The 14,929-nt window shown below is 45.2% G+C and carries 14 protein-coding genes; 11 read left to right on the top strand and 3 right to left on the bottom strand.

All coding sequences use genetic code 11. From position 1 onward, the window contains the following. Positions 1-13 precede the first annotated feature (13 nt). Entirely contained in the window at positions 14-1,531 is a 1,518-nt protein-coding gene (locus JOD02_RS02450; RefSeq protein ID WP_204486559.1) for a zinc ribbon domain-containing protein, read from the bottom strand. 165 nt (positions 1,532-1,696) lie between these two features. Here JOD02_RS02450 and JOD02_RS02445 point away from each other — a divergent pair, with 165 nt between their 5' ends. From JOD02_RS02445 to clpB, 6 genes are all read left to right on the top strand, one after another. Further along, positions 1,697-2,236: a DUF6106 family protein gene (locus tag JOD02_RS02445; RefSeq protein WP_204486557.1), complete on the top strand. Its 540-nt coding sequence runs from the start codon at positions 1,697-1,699 to the stop codon at positions 2,234-2,236. A 117-nt stretch (positions 2,237-2,353) separates the two neighbouring features. After that, positions 2,354-3,526 carry a cysteine desulfurase family protein gene (locus JOD02_RS02440; protein WP_204486642.1) on the top strand — a complete coding sequence of 391 codons (1,173 nt, stop codon included), beginning with the start codon at positions 2,354-2,356 and terminating at the stop codon, positions 3,524-3,526. Between the two features lie 5 nt (positions 3,527-3,531). Further along, complete coding sequence (gene thiI / locus JOD02_RS02435) at positions 3,532-4,713, top strand: tRNA uracil 4-sulfurtransferase ThiI (RefSeq protein ID WP_204486556.1); 1,182 nt, start codon at positions 3,532-3,534, stop codon at positions 4,711-4,713. Between the two features lie 7 nt (positions 4,714-4,720). Beyond that, positions 4,721-6,442, top strand: a complete 1,722-nt coding sequence (locus JOD02_RS02430) for an ABC-ATPase domain-containing protein (RefSeq protein WP_204486554.1) — start codon at positions 4,721-4,723, stop codon at positions 6,440-6,442. Between the two features lie 119 nt (positions 6,443-6,561). Beyond that, complete coding sequence (locus JOD02_RS02425) at positions 6,562-7,515, top strand: J domain-containing protein (protein WP_204486552.1); 954 nt, start codon at positions 6,562-6,564, stop codon at positions 7,513-7,515. Beyond that, positions 7,515-10,133, top strand: a complete 2,619-nt coding sequence (gene clpB, locus JOD02_RS02420) for an ATP-dependent chaperone ClpB (protein WP_204486640.1) — start codon at positions 7,515-7,517, stop codon at positions 10,131-10,133. Before JOD02_RS02425 ends, clpB begins: the two co-directional genes overlap by 1 nt. Positions 10,134-10,199: 66 nt before the next feature. On the opposite strand, the gene JOD02_RS02415 is transcribed toward clpB, so the two are convergent. Both JOD02_RS02415 and JOD02_RS02410 read right to left on the bottom strand, forming a co-directional pair. Then, the gene (locus JOD02_RS02415) at positions 10,200-10,724 is read right to left on the bottom strand and encodes a DUF4364 family protein (protein WP_204486550.1); all 525 of its coding nucleotides are present in this window, start codon (positions 10,722-10,724) and stop codon (positions 10,200-10,202) included. 9 nt (positions 10,725-10,733) lie between these two features. Further along, positions 10,734-10,961, bottom strand: a complete 228-nt coding sequence (locus JOD02_RS02410; RefSeq protein ID WP_204486549.1) for an HPr family phosphocarrier protein — start codon at positions 10,959-10,961, stop codon at positions 10,734-10,736. A 271-nt stretch (positions 10,962-11,232) separates the two neighbouring features. On the opposite strand from JOD02_RS02410, the gene JOD02_RS02405 reads away from it, so the two are divergent. The 5 genes from JOD02_RS02405 (at position 11,233) to JOD02_RS02385 (ending at position 14,810) form a co-directional block, all read left to right on the top strand. After that, positions 11,233-12,231: an acyl-CoA dehydratase activase-related protein gene (locus JOD02_RS02405; protein WP_204486547.1), complete on the top strand. Its 999-nt coding sequence runs from the start codon at positions 11,233-11,235 to the stop codon at positions 12,229-12,231. Beyond that, entirely contained in the window at positions 12,185-13,300 is a 1,116-nt protein-coding gene (locus JOD02_RS02400; protein ID WP_204486545.1) for a CoA protein activase, read from the top strand. Before JOD02_RS02405 ends, JOD02_RS02400 begins: the two co-directional genes overlap by 47 nt. Continuing rightward, a complete protein-coding gene (locus JOD02_RS02395) occupies positions 13,269-14,279 on the top strand; it encodes an acyl-CoA dehydratase activase (protein WP_204486544.1) in 1,011 nt (336 codons plus the stop codon). Before JOD02_RS02400 ends, JOD02_RS02395 begins: the two co-directional genes overlap by 32 nt. A gap of 65 nt (positions 14,280-14,344) precedes the next feature. Beyond that, positions 14,345-14,545, top strand: a complete 201-nt coding sequence (locus tag JOD02_RS02390) for a hypothetical protein (RefSeq protein ID WP_204486542.1) — start codon at positions 14,345-14,347, stop codon at positions 14,543-14,545. Then, entirely contained in the window at positions 14,532-14,810 is a 279-nt protein-coding gene (locus tag JOD02_RS02385; protein WP_204486540.1) for a hypothetical protein, read from the top strand. Before JOD02_RS02390 ends, JOD02_RS02385 begins: the two co-directional genes overlap by 14 nt. Positions 14,811-14,929: the final 119 nt, after the last annotated feature.

The raw sequence follows: 14,929 nt of genomic DNA, 5'->3' as shown, positions 1-14,929 counted from the left end.
GTAAAACCTCCTTTTAATACCGATATACGTATTTGGCTAGTATACGGGGCATGTCTTCATAATTTCCCCATCTGTTTCCAAATATCCTTACTTTATTGCCGAGCCTGATGGATAAATTGCCCCAGTGTTCCACATACACCATCTGAGGAGAAGGACCATTGGCAGAGACATCAATGGTGAAGATGTTTTTGTCTCCCAGTGCAATTATATCCTTCACAACTCCTTCAAGTACAAATATCCTGCCATTGTGTAGATCCGGATTGGACTTTAGCTGAGCATAGTCAAATGCCCAAGCGCGCCTGGTGTATTCCCCTTCGCTTATCTGGCGATCAATTACTAGATTTATCTTTGCGTCATCTTTTCCCTCCACATGAGCCGTTATGGTGCATGGGGTGTATCCGGGGGCAGCAGCCCTCACATATAACGTAAAATTGCCGGTTTCCGGATCAACGCTGGGCTGTGACCTTGGCTCAAGGCTGACTTCCAGCTCGGCCTGTGGATGGGTGGTACCGGTAATTTTTGCCCATTCATCGGTGGTCTGTACGGGTATTGATTGATTTATGATTAAGGGGACTTCTGAAACCTCTCTTTTCAGAACTATGGTTCGTATGTGATCCGCATATCCTCGTTTGGATACCTTGATTTCGTATATGTTTTCAGGAGCGTTTGGCACTTCTATATCCTTTTCAAGCCTGCCTTCCTGGTCTACAAGGTCACTGTAGTTGTTACCGTTTATAAACACCTGGGAACCTGGTTCTACCTCAAGTATTATTCGGTATTTTTTCCCTTCGACTAAAGCCTCGCCGGAGGCTGGCTGAATCAATGTCAAAGGAGATAAAGGCGTCTTTAGCGTGAATTCCACCCTTTTCTTTGATTCAGGAAGCCCTTTCCCATAGATTGTGATGTCAAGCTGAACCTTGACCTCGTCCTCATCCTTACCCTGAGAGAAGTAAGAATAAAGAAAGGCGTCTTCATACACTATTTCCGCTTTGCCGTCTACTACGGGATATACTTTGTCCAGTGCCTCTACTTTTTCTCCATTGCTGGTATTTACCACAATCCTGTGGGCAGGCTTCCCATCAATGGTTGTAGCATCCACAAATGTAGAAGCGATGATCCTGGAGCGGTAGGTATCAGTTTTGCTGTGTGACCTCCAAATTTGGTCTACGATTATGTAGCTTATAAATAGGAGCGTAGCAAGAAAGATAATAGTCGTACAGATTTTAACTACGTTTTTAGCAAATGAAGAGCTTCTGTCTTTACGATGTCGCCTTAAGGGGAACTGCTGGGTGTAGTCGGGTTCTTCAAAAAGCCAACCTAAGTCCTCGTCCTCCCATACATTTTTATTATTGGCTTTAAAAAGGTCAAGGCTGAGGTCCTGTTCGGGCATTTTTTCATCCATTGATGATTGCTCGAGCTTTTCTTTATTATTAGATTTTATTTCTACTTCATCAACTATAAGCTTGTATCCGCAGTAATAACAGTAACGATGGTAATAATTATTTCTGGTGCCACAACTTGGACATATCATTTGTCAACCTCCTCTCCCCTCAATAAAAAATTCGCAGTTTTTAACAAAAATCCTTCCGTTTCGATAAAAATTTTAGAATGGATTTGAGGGCCGTGGGGGGTTTTAAAGTATACAAAATCATGTTAAAATTAATTAAAGATGATTTTACAAAGGGGGATTAGGCTGATGATGGATTACTTCCATGAGGAGTCGGTTACCAAGATTAATGCCGGTTTAAATTCACTGATTTATGTTATATGCTATATAGGTATGGTTATATTTGCGCTTTTTGCCGTACAAGGCCTTATGACTATATTGAACGGCGTTATAAGTATACCATCCATAGTAATTACGCTGATATGCGGAGCGCTGGCATACGGGTGTTTTGTCTTGAAGAATAATCAGAGAATCGAATATGATTACACATTTACCAATGGGATACTGGATATCGCTAAAATCATTAACAACAGCAGAAGAAAAAAGCTCCTTTCAGTAGATATAAGGGAATTCGAGGTGATTGCGCCTATAAGCGATGAAGGGTTTAAGCGAATGTTGAACCACAAGGGGATCCAGAACCGGTACAATTATTTCTTAAATCCAGGTCCTAGGCTTTACTATGGCGTATTTACCCATGATGGCGTAAAATCCATGCTGGTATTCGAACCCAGTGATAAGATGTTGGAGCTCTTCAAGATATTCAACCCACGAAATGTTAAAACTAAATAGCCCAATGTAGGTACTAAAAAATCCCCTTGTTTTGCAGGGGATTTTATTTTGTTTCTGGTATATTCCCTTGTAGTAATACCGTTGAAAGGGTAAAATAATGGTTGATTGAGCCAAGATATGAGGAGGCATGGTACTGTGGAGCATGAAATCTACTTAGACAATGCGGCTACTACACCTGTTTACCCGGATGTGGCTCGAGCGGTTATGAAATGCATGATTGAGGATTTTGGCAATCCGTCTTCACTACACAGGATGGGATTGCGGGCCGAGAGAAAGCTTAAAGAAGCTAGGGAAAGGATCGCTTCAGCGCTTGGCGTAGATGCTGACGGCATTTTTTTCACCTCGGGCGGAACTGAAGCTAATAACTTAGCCATCGTAGGGACAGCCCTGGCTAGAAAGCGTGAAGGCAGGCATTGCATTACCACCCAGATTGAGCATCCTTCGGTATTGAATACGTTTAAATACCTTGAAAAGGAAGGATGGGAGGTAACCTACCTTCCAGTCAATAAAGAAGGGGTAATTTCGCTTGATGACTTAAAAAAAGCCCTACGCCCTGATACTGTGCTGGTGAGCATAATGCACGTAAACAACGAAATCGGCTCTATACAGCCGGTTAATGAGATCAGTAACCTGTTGAAAACCCATGGCAATGCCCCTGTTTTTCATGTGGATGCTGTCCAGTCGTTCGGTAAGCTCACCTTAAAGCCGGCCCAATGGGGCATTGACCTGTTATCGATAAGCGGGCATAAAGTCCATGCACCTAAAGGGATAGGTGCGCTTTATATAAGAAAAGGGGTAAAGATACATCCTCTCCAATGGGGTGGGGGCCAGGAAAAAGGGGTAAGAAGTGGTACCGAAAACATGCCGGGAATTGTTGGGTTTGGCGAGGCGGTGCGCTGGCTTGAAGAAGTTGACAGGGATTATCTGTACAGGCTAAAGGGCATTCTGGTAGCTGAGCTAATTGAGAGGGTACCTTCGGCGGTAATCAATGGGCCCTCGCCTGAGAAGGGAGCGCCGCACATTTTGAGCGTGAGTTTCCCAGGCATAAGAGGGGAGGTCATGCTGCATGCCCTGGAAGAAAAGGGCGTGTATGTGGGGACCGGTTCGGCTTGCTCTTCAAAGAAAGGCCATGTGAGCCACGTGCTTGAAGCTATTGGCTCCCGAAAGGATATAGCCCAAGGGGCTATAAGGATCAGCTTGTCGTACCTCAATACCGAGGATGACGTACGCCGGGCTGCTGGGCTTATACAGGAGTGCGTAAAAGAACTGGAGGGGTTTGTGAGGAGGTAGATAGAGTGGAGAGGGTTGCTTTGTTGCGTTACGGCGAGATACACTTGAAGGGCCTAAACCGCCCTTATTTTGAAAGGGCGCTGTATAACAATATAGTTAGGGCTTTAGAACCCTATGAAGGGGTAACGGTAAGGAAGGCTGAGGGAAGGTACTATGTAGAAAACATAGGGGATAACCCCAGGGTTTTTGACAGCATAGCCAAGGTCTTCGGTATAATTTCTTTCAGTCCCGCATTGAAAGTCGAAAAGGATATTATATCCATCCAGAAAGCGGCTGAAATGCTGCTGCGACAAGCAATTGAAGGTAGAAGTGCTGCTCAAGAAGGGCCTTTTACTTTTAAAGTGGAATCCCGGAGGTCTGATAAGAGCTTTTATCTGAACTCTATGGAGCTAAGCCGTAAAGTGGGGGGCTATCTTCTAAAGCGCATTCCCAACTTGAAGGTGGATGTTCACAATCCCATGGTGATGGTCAACATTGAGGTCAGGGAATGGGCATATGTGTACTGCCAAACTATTCCCGGAGCTGGCGGTATGCCGGTAGGTACCAATGGGAAAGCGGTATTGCTGCTTTCAGGTGGTATTGACAGCCCGGTAGCAGGATGGATGATAGCTAAACGTGGCGTTGAGATTACCGCTGTGCACTACCACAGTTTCCCATATACCAGTGAGCGCTCAAAGGAGAAAGTGATTGAGTTGTGTAGGATTTTGAGCCAGTACTGCGGCGAAATAAAGCTGCACGTGGTGCCTTTCACCAAGATACAGCAGGAGCTGTATCAAAAATGCCCTCATAACATGCTTACCATACTCATGAGGCGCTTCATGATGAGGATAGCCGAGATGGTGGCCCATAGGGAAGGTGCCAAGGCATTGGTCACGGGGGAGAGCTTGGGCCAGGTTGCCAGCCAAACTCTGGAGAGCCTTTGTGCTACCAATGATGCGGTTTCTATGCCGGTATTTAGGCCACTTATAGGGATGGATAAGATAGAGATCATGGACCTTGCAAAAAGAATAGGAACATACGAGACTTCGATTTTGCCTTATGAGGATTGCTGTACTGTGTTTGTGCCAAAACATCCTGTTACGCGGCCTAAATTAGAAAAGGTGAGGGAAGCTGAAAAGCTGGTGGAAGGCGAAAAGCTCATCGAAGAAGCGTTGGCAAACATAGAAGTGCTGAATGTAAAGGGGTGATGAAGGAATGCAAAATCGGTCACAGCTTGAGAACATTCTGCGCAGGATTGATGGCAGGGGTTACAAGGCCTATAAGGATATAGAAGGCGTTTATGACTTTGGCAGTTTTATTTTACATATTGACCACGTACAGGGCGACCCATTTGCTTCGCCCTCCAGGATCAGGGTGGTAGTGCCTCAAAAGGTGGCGGGTTTTCCGCAAGGCCTGTATTCGTCAAAGCCCAGAAGAAAAGGCCTGGAAGATTTTCTTACCCGCCAGATCTCCAAGAACATTGCTAAAATTGTGAAGGGCAATAGGGGAACCGGGAAGAGCGGACAGATTTCAATCATTTCGGTTGGACAGGAGATTTTATATCGAACTTCTGTGTTGGTCAGTGACCAAAGCGTTGAGGCACGACTGACCATGGGACTCCCAGCTCGTGGTAGAACGGTGCTGGCAGGTCAGGCAATGGAGATGTTTTTCGACGAACTACCGCGATTGGTGGAACGATCGCTCATATACAAAAATTTGGATAGGGAAGCGCTGCTGAAGCATGTCAACCTTGCGGAGGACCAGTGGGTGCTGCGCAATAAGATAAAGGAGATGGGCTTGGTGGCTTTTATTGCCAACGGTTCCATCCTTCCACGGCGTAGCGGAGTTGACGACCGACCGATGGAAAATGGAGCGGTGCCTTTTAAATCTCCTCCCGAACTGGAAGTCATGGTGGAACTCCCCCATGCAGGAAAGGTGTGGGGAATGGGAATCCCTAAAGGTATAACGCTTATAGTAGGTGGTGGTTATCACGGAAAATCCACCCTTCTTCGCGCCATTGAACGCGGCGTGTATGACCACATACCCGGCGACGGAAGGGAGCTGGTGGTCACAGTTGAAGATGCCGTCAAGATCAGGGCAGAGGACGGCAGGAGAGTAGAAAAGGTGGACATAAGCCCCTTTATCAACAACCTTCCCAATGGGGAGTCTACCAAGGCTTTTTCAACGGAGAATGCCAGCGGCAGTACCTCACAGGCGGCTAATATCATGGAGGCCTTGGAAATTGGGACTTCACTGCTTTTAATTGACGAGGATACCAGCGCTACCAATTTTATGATCAGGGACGCGCGCATGCAAAAGCTGGTACATAAAGGCTCAGAGCCTATTACGCCTTTCATCGACAGGGTAGAGGACCTGTATGAGCAGCTTGGCGTGTCTACAATTATCGTGGTGGGTGGTTCGGGGGATTATTTTGATGTGGCACATAGGGTTATAATGATGGAGCAATATGTACCTAAGGATGTTACTGCCAAAGCCAAGGAGATTGCCCAGGAATACAGGACCGATAGGAAAAAAGAGGCTGGCGGGCAGCCAATTCGGGTGACCCACAGGATACCGCTTCCATATAGCCTTTCGCTCAAAGGCCGAAAGAAGATAAAATCCCGCGGATTGGACAATATACAATATGGGAACACCAACTTGATTTTGGACGATGTGGAACAGCTGGTAGACGTAAACCAAACAAGGGCCATTGGAGATATAATTCGCTATGCGATGGAAAATTACATGGATGGGAAGACCACTTTGAGGGAGGTCATTCAAAAGGTGCATAGGGATATAGAGGAGAAGGGGCTGGATGTAATATCGCCTTTTGAAGGGCTTCATCCGGGGGATTATGCGCAGCCCCGCCCCCAGGAGATTGGCGCCGCCATAAACAGGTTGAGGGTACTAAAGGTGAAACAGGAGGACACAAGGTAAAGGGACTGGTTTGAATAGTAAAAAAGGGGTATTGTAAAAGGAAAGTTTTAGTGCTACAATAAAGTCAAAGTAAGTCAAAGTATAGATTTGCCTTGATGGATTCAAGGAGGAATATCGCTATGGAATACAAGGACTACTACAAGATACTGGGTGTATCCAGGGACGCTACCCAGGAGGAGATAAAGAGAGCCTATCGCCGTTTAGCCAAGAAGTATCACCCTGATGCCAATCCTGGAGATAAAGAGGCCGAACAGAAATTCAAGGAAATAAATGAGGCTTACCAGGTGCTAGGGGATGAGGAAAAGCGCAAGAAATACGATACGTTTGGCCAGTATTACGACTTTCAAAACGGCATGAACTTTGACCCGGCCGATTTCGGATGGCAAAGGAGGACATATACCGCCGGAGGTAGCGGGTTTTCGGATTTCTTTGAGATGTTTTTTGGCGAGAACGGTTTGGACCTGGACAGCATTTTAGAAGGGTTTGCCAGACGAGGCGGTCCGTTTAGCTTTTCAGGGCGTTTTTATAATACCGCTACCGCTCAGAAGGGGCAGGACGTAGAAACCGAGGTTGAAGTGGATTTAGAGCAGGCATTCAATGGAGGTGATAGGATATTATCAATTCGTAGCCGTGACGGTTCGGTAAAAAGGATAAGGATGAAGATACCGGCTGGCGTTCTTGATGGTGATAAGATAAGGTTGAGGGGCCAGGGTATAGACGGCGGTGACCTTTTAGTGACCGTACGCCTTAATCCAGGAGAGGGCTATGAGCTTCAGGGCCTGGACCTTATAAAGGATTTGCCTATACTTCCTTGGGAGGCGGCGTTAGGTACGACGGTAACTGTAAAATCTATTGATGGGCAAAAGTTTTCTATAAAGGTCCCGGCTGGGTCATCAAGCGGTAAGAAGTTGAGGATTCCTGGGAAGGGATACAAAGATAGAAAAGGCAACAGGGGAGACCTGTATATCAGGCTTAAGATTGTTATACCTGAACACTTGACACCAGAAGAGGAGAGGCTCTATGAAAGGCTAAAAGAGGTTTCTCAGTGGAATCCAAGGGGGAATGAGGAATGATCAACCCGGAAAAGTTTACTCAGCGCGCTCAAGAGGCGTTGATGGAGGCGCAAAAGCTGGTTATTGACAATAATCAGCAAGAGCTGGATACGGTACATCTTCATTTGGCGCTGGTAGTACAGGAGGATGGCCTTATCCCCAGGATGTTGAAGGGCATGGATGTGGACGTCGATTCATATATCCGTGATTTGAGGGACGAGGTTGAAAGGCGTCCCAAGGTCATGGGCAATGTTTACCCCTATGCCAGCCTGCAGTTTAATCAAGTCTTGATAAGAGCTGAAAAACAGGCAAAGGAATTTAAGGATGAGTATATAAGCGTTGAGCACTTGTACCTTGCTATACTAGACGATACCAGCTATTCTACCAAGAGAATAATCAGCCGCTACGGTATTACCCGGGAAAAGTTTTTAAGAAAGCTGGCAGAGGTCAGAAAAAGCCAGAGGATAACCAGCCAGAATCCCGAAGAGACCTACGAGGCATTAAAGCGTTTTGGCCGTGAGCTGGCGGAGGAAGCGCGCAAAAATAAGCTGGACCCGGTCATAGGGCGAGATGAGGAGATCCGCCGGGTGATACGCATACTCAGCCGTAGGACGAAGAATAATCCCGTGTTGATTGGTGAACCAGGCGTAGGGAAAACCGCAGTGGTAGAAGGCCTTGCACAACGCATACTCAAAGGGGATGTGCCCGAGTCGTTAAAGAATAAAAAGATATTTGCCCTCGATATGGGTGCATTGATTGCTGGAGCAAAATACCGCGGGGAATTTGAGGAAAGGCTAAAAGCGGTACTCAAGGAAATAGAGGACTCTAACGGCGAGATAATACTCTTTATTGATGAGATCCATAACATAGTGGGGGCAGGAAAGGCAGAGGGAGCAATGGATGCTGGCAATCTGCTCAAGCCCAAGCTGGCCCGGGGCGAGCTCCATTGTATAGGTGCCACCACTATAGATGAATACAGGAAGTACATCGAAAAGGATGCTGCGCTTGAGCGAAGGTTTCAGCCGGTGCTTATAGAGGAGCCAAGCGTGGAGGATACCATATCCATATTGCGGGGTTTAAAGGAGAGGTTTGAAATCCATCACGGGGTTAGGATAAAGGACAACGCTTTGATTGCCGCTGCTGTGCTGTCTCACCGGTATATCACTGAGCGTTTCCTGCCTGATAAGGCCATTGACTTGGTGGATGAGGCTGCTGCCATGTTGCGTACCGAGATCGACAGCATGCCAGCAGAGCTGGATGTAATAACACGGAAGGTCATGCAGCTGGAAATTGAAAAGGAGGCCCTGAAAAAGGAGGCTGATGAGGCTTCAAAACAGCGACTTGAAAGCATAATGAAGCAAATAAGTGAACTTAAAGAGAAGTCAAGTGCTATGGTGGCTCAGTGGGAGATGGAAAAGGATATAATTCGCAGGATTAAGGAGATAAAGCAGGAGATTGAAAATGCTAGAGCGCAATTAGCGCAGGCAGAAAGGCAGTATGACCTCAACAAGATGGCCGAGCTGCAGTACGGTGTCCTGCCCAGGCTGGAGAAAGAACTTGAAGAACAGAGAATAAAGCTGGAGTCTTTAGACTATGATAAGCGACTGCTCAAAGAGGAGGTAACTGAAGAGGAGATTGCACAGGTGGTTTCTCGATGGACGGGGATACCAGTAGCACGGCTTATGGAAAGCGAGAGGGAAAAGCTTTTGCGCTTGGAAGATACGATGCACCAGAGGGTGATAGGGCAGGATGAAGCCATAAGGGCTGTGGTCAATGCGGTGATACGGGCCAGGGCGGGCCTTAAAGACCCCAAGCGTCCCATAGGCTCGTTCCTGTTTCTGGGCCCTACGGGGGTTGGTAAGACTGAAGTGGCCAAAACCTTGGCCAGCGTGTTGTTTGACACAGAAGACAATATGGTGCGGATCGATATGTCAGAGTACATGGAGAAATTTTCAGTCTCTAGATTGATTGGTGCACCGCCGGGCTATGTTGGATATGAAGAGGGCGGCCAGCTCACCGAAGCGGTGCGGCGTAAGCCATACTCGGTGGTGTTGTTTGATGAGATCGAGAAGGCTCATCCCGATGTGTTCAACGTTTTACTGCAGTTGCTTGATGATGGGAGGTTGACTGATAGCCAAGGACATACGGTGAACTTTAGGAATACTGTCGTTATAATGACCTCTAACATCGGAGGGCATATATTGATGGAGCGCCTTAAAGACAAAGGCGATATAGATAAGAATACAAGGAATATGGTGATGTCTGAGCTTAAAAAATACTTCCGTCCTGAGTTTTTAAACCGCATAGATGAAATTGTATTGTTCAAGCCTTTGAGAAAAGATGAGGTTAACAAGATTGTGGATTTAAGGTTCAAGGAAATACAAGAGAGGGTGAGAGAAAAGGGAATAGACCTTATGCTGACACAGGCTGCCAAAGAGTTCATTGTAGAGCGAAGCTTTGATCCGGTATATGGAGCCCGTCCGATAAAGCGCTTTATGGAGCATACCATAGAGACTGAGCTGGGATGGAAGATAGTTGCAGGAGAGCTCCATAGCGGTCATAGGGTAACCATAGATGCTCAAAATGGGCAGCTGATATTCAATGTGGAAGACAAGCTCAATGCAGTCATCACTGCGTAGGAAAGTAAATATAAATAAAAAAGCCCATAGCATGAAAAATTTCTTCAACGCTATGGGCTTTTTGTTTTAAACGCTTAAGTTTTGCATGATGAATTTGTATATCTCGGGAGCTTTGGTATCCCAATTATTGCAAATGACCCTTGCCTGTTTGCTGTCGGTTACGCTCAATTTCAGCTCAATGAGCGTGAGGTCGTTTTCCATTACTTTACATGTAACTTGATAGTCATCTGGAGAGATCCGCTTGTATTCGGCTACTATTTGGTTTTCTCTTTTGAATCGGTTTCGGTTTTGCACGGCAAAGGCCTCTATCGATTCACGAAGCCAGTCCGGAATGCGGTTTTCGAACAACTTTAAAGCCCTCACACCGACGGGGGTGAGGCTGTAAAAACTCTTATGACCGGTATCCAAGCAGCTCACATGTTGAGAAGATACCAGCTCTCCCAACAGTTGTTGCAAATCAAAATAGTTCATTACGTTATTTTCTAAAAAAAACTGGGTAATCTGGCTGTTAGTGAGAGGTATATCTAAAGATTTTAGATAATACAATATTGATAATTTATTTTCAGCCAGGTGGGCAGCTTGGTCCGGCATTTCTTCACCTCAGATTATGTATTCCTTTATCTCTTCCAGGAAATCATCACAATCATCGGAATATACTTCTACCGTCACGGGCTTGCTGAGGTCAAGGCTGAAAATGCCAAGGATGGATTTTGCATCAACGACATATCGACCTGAGCGGATGTCTATCTCATAAGGATATTTGCTGACGATGTTGACAAACTTCTTCACGCTTTCGGCCGTGGTCAACTTTATGTTTACAGTTTTCATAGCGTTCATCCCCCTTCATTGTATTCTAACCTTAGTATATAACATTTTTAGTATCAAGGCAATAGCCTATTTACATAAATTTTACAGCTGTTCTATAGCCGTGCAAATTTTGTTGTTATATTTTTTCAAGTGTTAAATTGCCTTGTCGTATATCATATTTTAACAAAAAGGGATATGAGTCCATATCATTATAAAAGCCAAAATGTTAGTCAATAATATATAAAATGATGGTGCATTAATTTTTAGGTTTAAGGAAGGAGAAGATGATCGGTTGAAAATAGGGCTCCCCAGAGCATTGCTGTATTACAATTACTATCCGTTATGGCATGCTTTTTTTGAAGAGCTAGGCTGTCAGGTGGTTACCTCTTCAACAACTTCAAAGTCTACATTGGACAGAGGAGTGATGAACTGCGTTGATGATGCCTGCCTACCCATAAAATTGTTTCATGGCCATGTTGTAGACCTTATAGGAAGGGCTGATGCTGTATTCATTCCTAGATTGGTCAGCATATGTCCGGGGGAATATATATGCCCAAAGTTTATCGGTTTGCCGGAGATGATAAAAAGCTCGATAAAAGGATTGCCAGAGTTATTGGTGCTTAATTATAATGCACATCGTAATCACAAAGATGTTCATAAACCTTATATAGAGCTAGGGAAAATTATAGGAGTCAAGCCTTCTAAAGTGATGTTGGCTTTGCAAAAAGCCACAGAAAAACAGCAGGCTTATGAAATGCTTTTGAGAAAAGGACAAACGCCTCTCGATATATTAAAGGGAAGGAAATACAGTAAAAAAGAGGAATGTAAAGGAATCATAGGCCTTATAGGACATCCTTATTTGCTGTACGATGAGTTTATCAGCATGGGCATCATATCCAAGCTCAGGAACAGGGGATATGATGTTTTGGTACCCGAAAACATTGAACAATCCCAGATTGAAATGGCGTGCTCTCAAATGCCCAAGAAGCTTTTTTGGAGTTATGGAAAAAAGCTGTTGGGTAGTGGTCTTACGATGTTAGAAGAAAAAAAGGTGGTTGGAATTGTATTTTTGTCCAGCTTTGGCTGTGGCATTGATGCTTTCATCGTAGAACTTCTTCAAAGGTATAACCACAGGCAGTATCGGATTCCAAGCGCATTGATTACCGTTGATGAACACAGTGGACAGGCAGGGTTTGATACTCGGCTGGAGGCTTTTATAGACATGGTAGAATGGAGGGATGAGCGTGAAGGTTACGTTCCCCCATATGGGACAAGTATATTTGGCTATTAAGGGATTGCTTGATGACCTTGGTATAGAGGTGGTGGTGCCACCACCCATTACTGAGAAGACGCTTGAGATTGGTACCAAACTTTCGCCAGAGATGGCCTGCTTGCCACTTAAAATTAATATAGGGAACTACGTTGAGAGCATACAAAAGGGTGCTGATACCATTATAATAGCTGGAAGCTGTGGCCCCTGCAGGTTCGGCTATTACGGTGTGGTACAAAAGGAAATCTTGAAAGACTTGGGTTATGACGTGAACATGATCATTTTCGATCCACCCAACTCCGACTATGGGGTATTTATAGATAAAATTAAAAAGCTTGCTGGCAAAAATTCTTGGATAAGCGTAGCACAGGCTTTTAAAAGAGCATCGGCTATTGTAAAAGAGGCTGATGAGATGTTGGATATAGCCTTGAAAAAAAGGGCTAGGGAAATCAATAAGGGAGATGTCGATAGCCGGCTTAATTGTTTTGAACAAGAAGTGCTGAGTAGGCATGGCAATGATGAGATACTGGAGACCATTAGAAAGTATAAGGAGATATTGAGCCAAGTTGAGGAAAAATCTGATGTCTTGCCTTTAAAAATAGGGCTGGTTGGTGAGATATATACCCTTATAGAGCCTTATGTTAACCTCAATGTTGAAAAAAAGCTTGGTTATCTGGGGGTAGAAGTGTATAGGAGCATCACACTTTATGAATGGGTAAAGCTCCACCTTTCTCTGGATGTCAAATATAGGATGAGGCATAAGAGGATATTACGAAAAGCAGCGCCATACCTAAGTTTATGTGTTGGGGGGCACGCGTGGCAGACCATAGCCAATACCATATATTATTCTGAATGTGGCGTGGATGGGGTAATCCAGATAATGCCCTTTGGCTGTATGCCTGAGATTGTAGCAGAAAGCATATTACCCAGGGTTTACCAGGACTACGGTACACCTGTAATGACCCTTGTGGTGGATGAGATGACAGGTGAAGCCGGGTATTTTACTCGGTTGGAGGCTTTTGTGGATCTTTTAGAGCAAAAGAGGAGGGGCAGGGTAGATGGATATAAAGAAGGCCTTTTTGGGAATTGATGTGGGATCAGTCAGTATAAACGTCGTTGCCATAGACCAGGAAAACAACGTGCTGGGCAAGATATACGTGCGTACTGAAGGAAAGCCCATACAGATTTTAAAAAAAGCGATGGGAGATATGGTTTCGATGTTGCCTGCCAATGTTGAAATAATGGGTGTTGGCACTACCGGAAGTGGAAGGGAGTTGGCAGCGGTGGTGGTGGGTGCCGATGTGGTAAAAAATGAGATAACCGCTCATGGTATCGCAGCACTGACGTTTGTTCCTGATGCACGAACCGTTCTGGAGATAGGGGGTCAGGATTCCAAGATAATAATACTCAGGGATGGGGTGGTTTCGGATTTCGCCATGAATACTGTATGTGCAGCTGGTACCGGTTCGTTTCTCGACCGGCAGGCAGCACGCTTGAACATACCAATTGAGAAATTCGGAGAGCTTGCGCTTAAGTCCAAATCACCGGTCAGGATTGCTGGGCGGTGCGCAGTATTTGCCGAGTCTGACATGATACACAAGCAACAGATGGGGTGCAGGTGTGAGGATATCATAAGGGGGTTGTGCGAGGCTTTAGTCAGAAACTATTTGAACAATGTAGGTAAGGGTAAAGAAATTCTACCAAGAGTGGTCTTTCAAGGGGGCGTTGCGGCAAATGTAGGGATAAAAAAAGCGTTTGAAGAAGCTCTGGGATATGAGATAACAGTACCAGAGCATTACGACGTCATGGGGGCTTTGGGAGCCGCTGTCCTTGCCAAGGAGTACGTTACTACTAAAAGGGGATGTAATACGAAATTCAGGGGTTTTGAAGAGATACTTAAAAAAGAATTTACATCCCGGACCTTTGAATGTACTGAATGTACCAATTTTTGCGAAATAGTAGAGCTTATAGCTGGAGAAGCTGTAGCAGCCCGATGGGGTGGTCGGTGTGGAAAGTGGGCGAGGATCAACCAGCCAGCTCAAGAGAGGTTTGTTGTCGGGCAAAATTGAATATTATACTTGGCAGGAGAGATAATAAGTTATGCATGAGGTTAAATAAGGGAGGAAGTGAAATTATGGAAAATCGGGAATCGCCCAGCATGGAACAGAAGAGGTACGTGGCGTCGGTATGCCCTGAATACCGTTCTCGCATGGTGGCTTTAAGTGATAGTGTCAATGTAGAGGACCCTGTCGTAAGCTGTGAAGGGTGTATACATTGGAACAACGGTAGATGCGCTATATTTGATAAAGTGCTAGCTGGTATTGATCAGACTTGAAGGGAAAGATATGGACCTCGTTTGCCCTTTGTGCAATGGATTGATAATTGTAAGTGAGCTATGCGACAGATGTGGAGGTCCCATGGCTGAACAAGGGAAGATGGAGGATTACAAGGGGCCTTACAGCCCTTATGTCGATCACGAGAGCTTTTCTTATGACATGAACAAAAGCACAGCAATAGGGGACCATCTGTGTGTGCATTTGTTTTACTGTGAAAAGTGCGGTGCTTGGAAGCACAGGGTTGTTCCACCTGTGTTTTTTTGATCAGGAAACAGGGTCTGTATCTTGCGGAGCGAGAGAAAGCTCAAAATATAAAGATTTTATTCAGCGTATTGGATTTTATCAGAATTTTTCTATGTTATTTGGTTAATATTGTGTATTGA

This window comes from Caldicoprobacter guelmensis (genome assembly GCF_016908415.1).
Taxonomy (GTDB): domain Bacteria; phylum Bacillota; class Clostridia; order Caldicoprobacterales; family Caldicoprobacteraceae; genus Caldicoprobacter; species Caldicoprobacter guelmensis.
Note: the sequence above shows the minus strand (reverse complement) of the source record. Positions and strands in the feature narration are given on the sequence as shown.

Bases quoted from the DNA above. Each gene is read 5' to 3' on its own strand.
- JOD02_RS02450 (WP_204486559.1), bottom strand. From the start codon at position 1,531: ATGATATGTCCAAGTTGTGGCACCAGAAATAATTATTACCATCGTTAC.
- JOD02_RS02445 (WP_204486557.1), top strand. From the start codon at position 1,697: ATGATGGATTACTTCCATGAGGAGTCGGTTACCAAGATTAATGCCGGT.
- JOD02_RS02440 (WP_204486642.1), top strand. From the start codon at position 2,354: ATGAGGAGGCATGGTACTGTGGAGCATGAAATCTACTTAGACAATGCG.
- JOD02_RS02430 (WP_204486554.1), top strand. From the start codon at position 4,721: ATGCAAAATCGGTCACAGCTTGAGAACATTCTGCGCAGGATTGATGGC.
- JOD02_RS02425 (WP_204486552.1), top strand. From the start codon at position 6,562: ATGGAATACAAGGACTACTACAAGATACTGGGTGTATCCAGGGACGCT.
- JOD02_RS02415 (WP_204486550.1), bottom strand. From the start codon at position 10,724: ATGCCGGACCAAGCTGCCCACCTGGCTGAAAATAAATTATCAATATTG.
- JOD02_RS02410 (WP_204486549.1), bottom strand. From the start codon at position 10,961: ATGAAAACTGTAAACATAAAGTTGACCACGGCCGAAAGCGTGAAGAAG.
- JOD02_RS02395 (WP_204486544.1), top strand. From the start codon at position 13,269: ATGGATATAAAGAAGGCCTTTTTGGGAATTGATGTGGGATCAGTCAGT.
- JOD02_RS02390 (WP_204486542.1), top strand. From the start codon at position 14,345: ATGGAAAATCGGGAATCGCCCAGCATGGAACAGAAGAGGTACGTGGCG.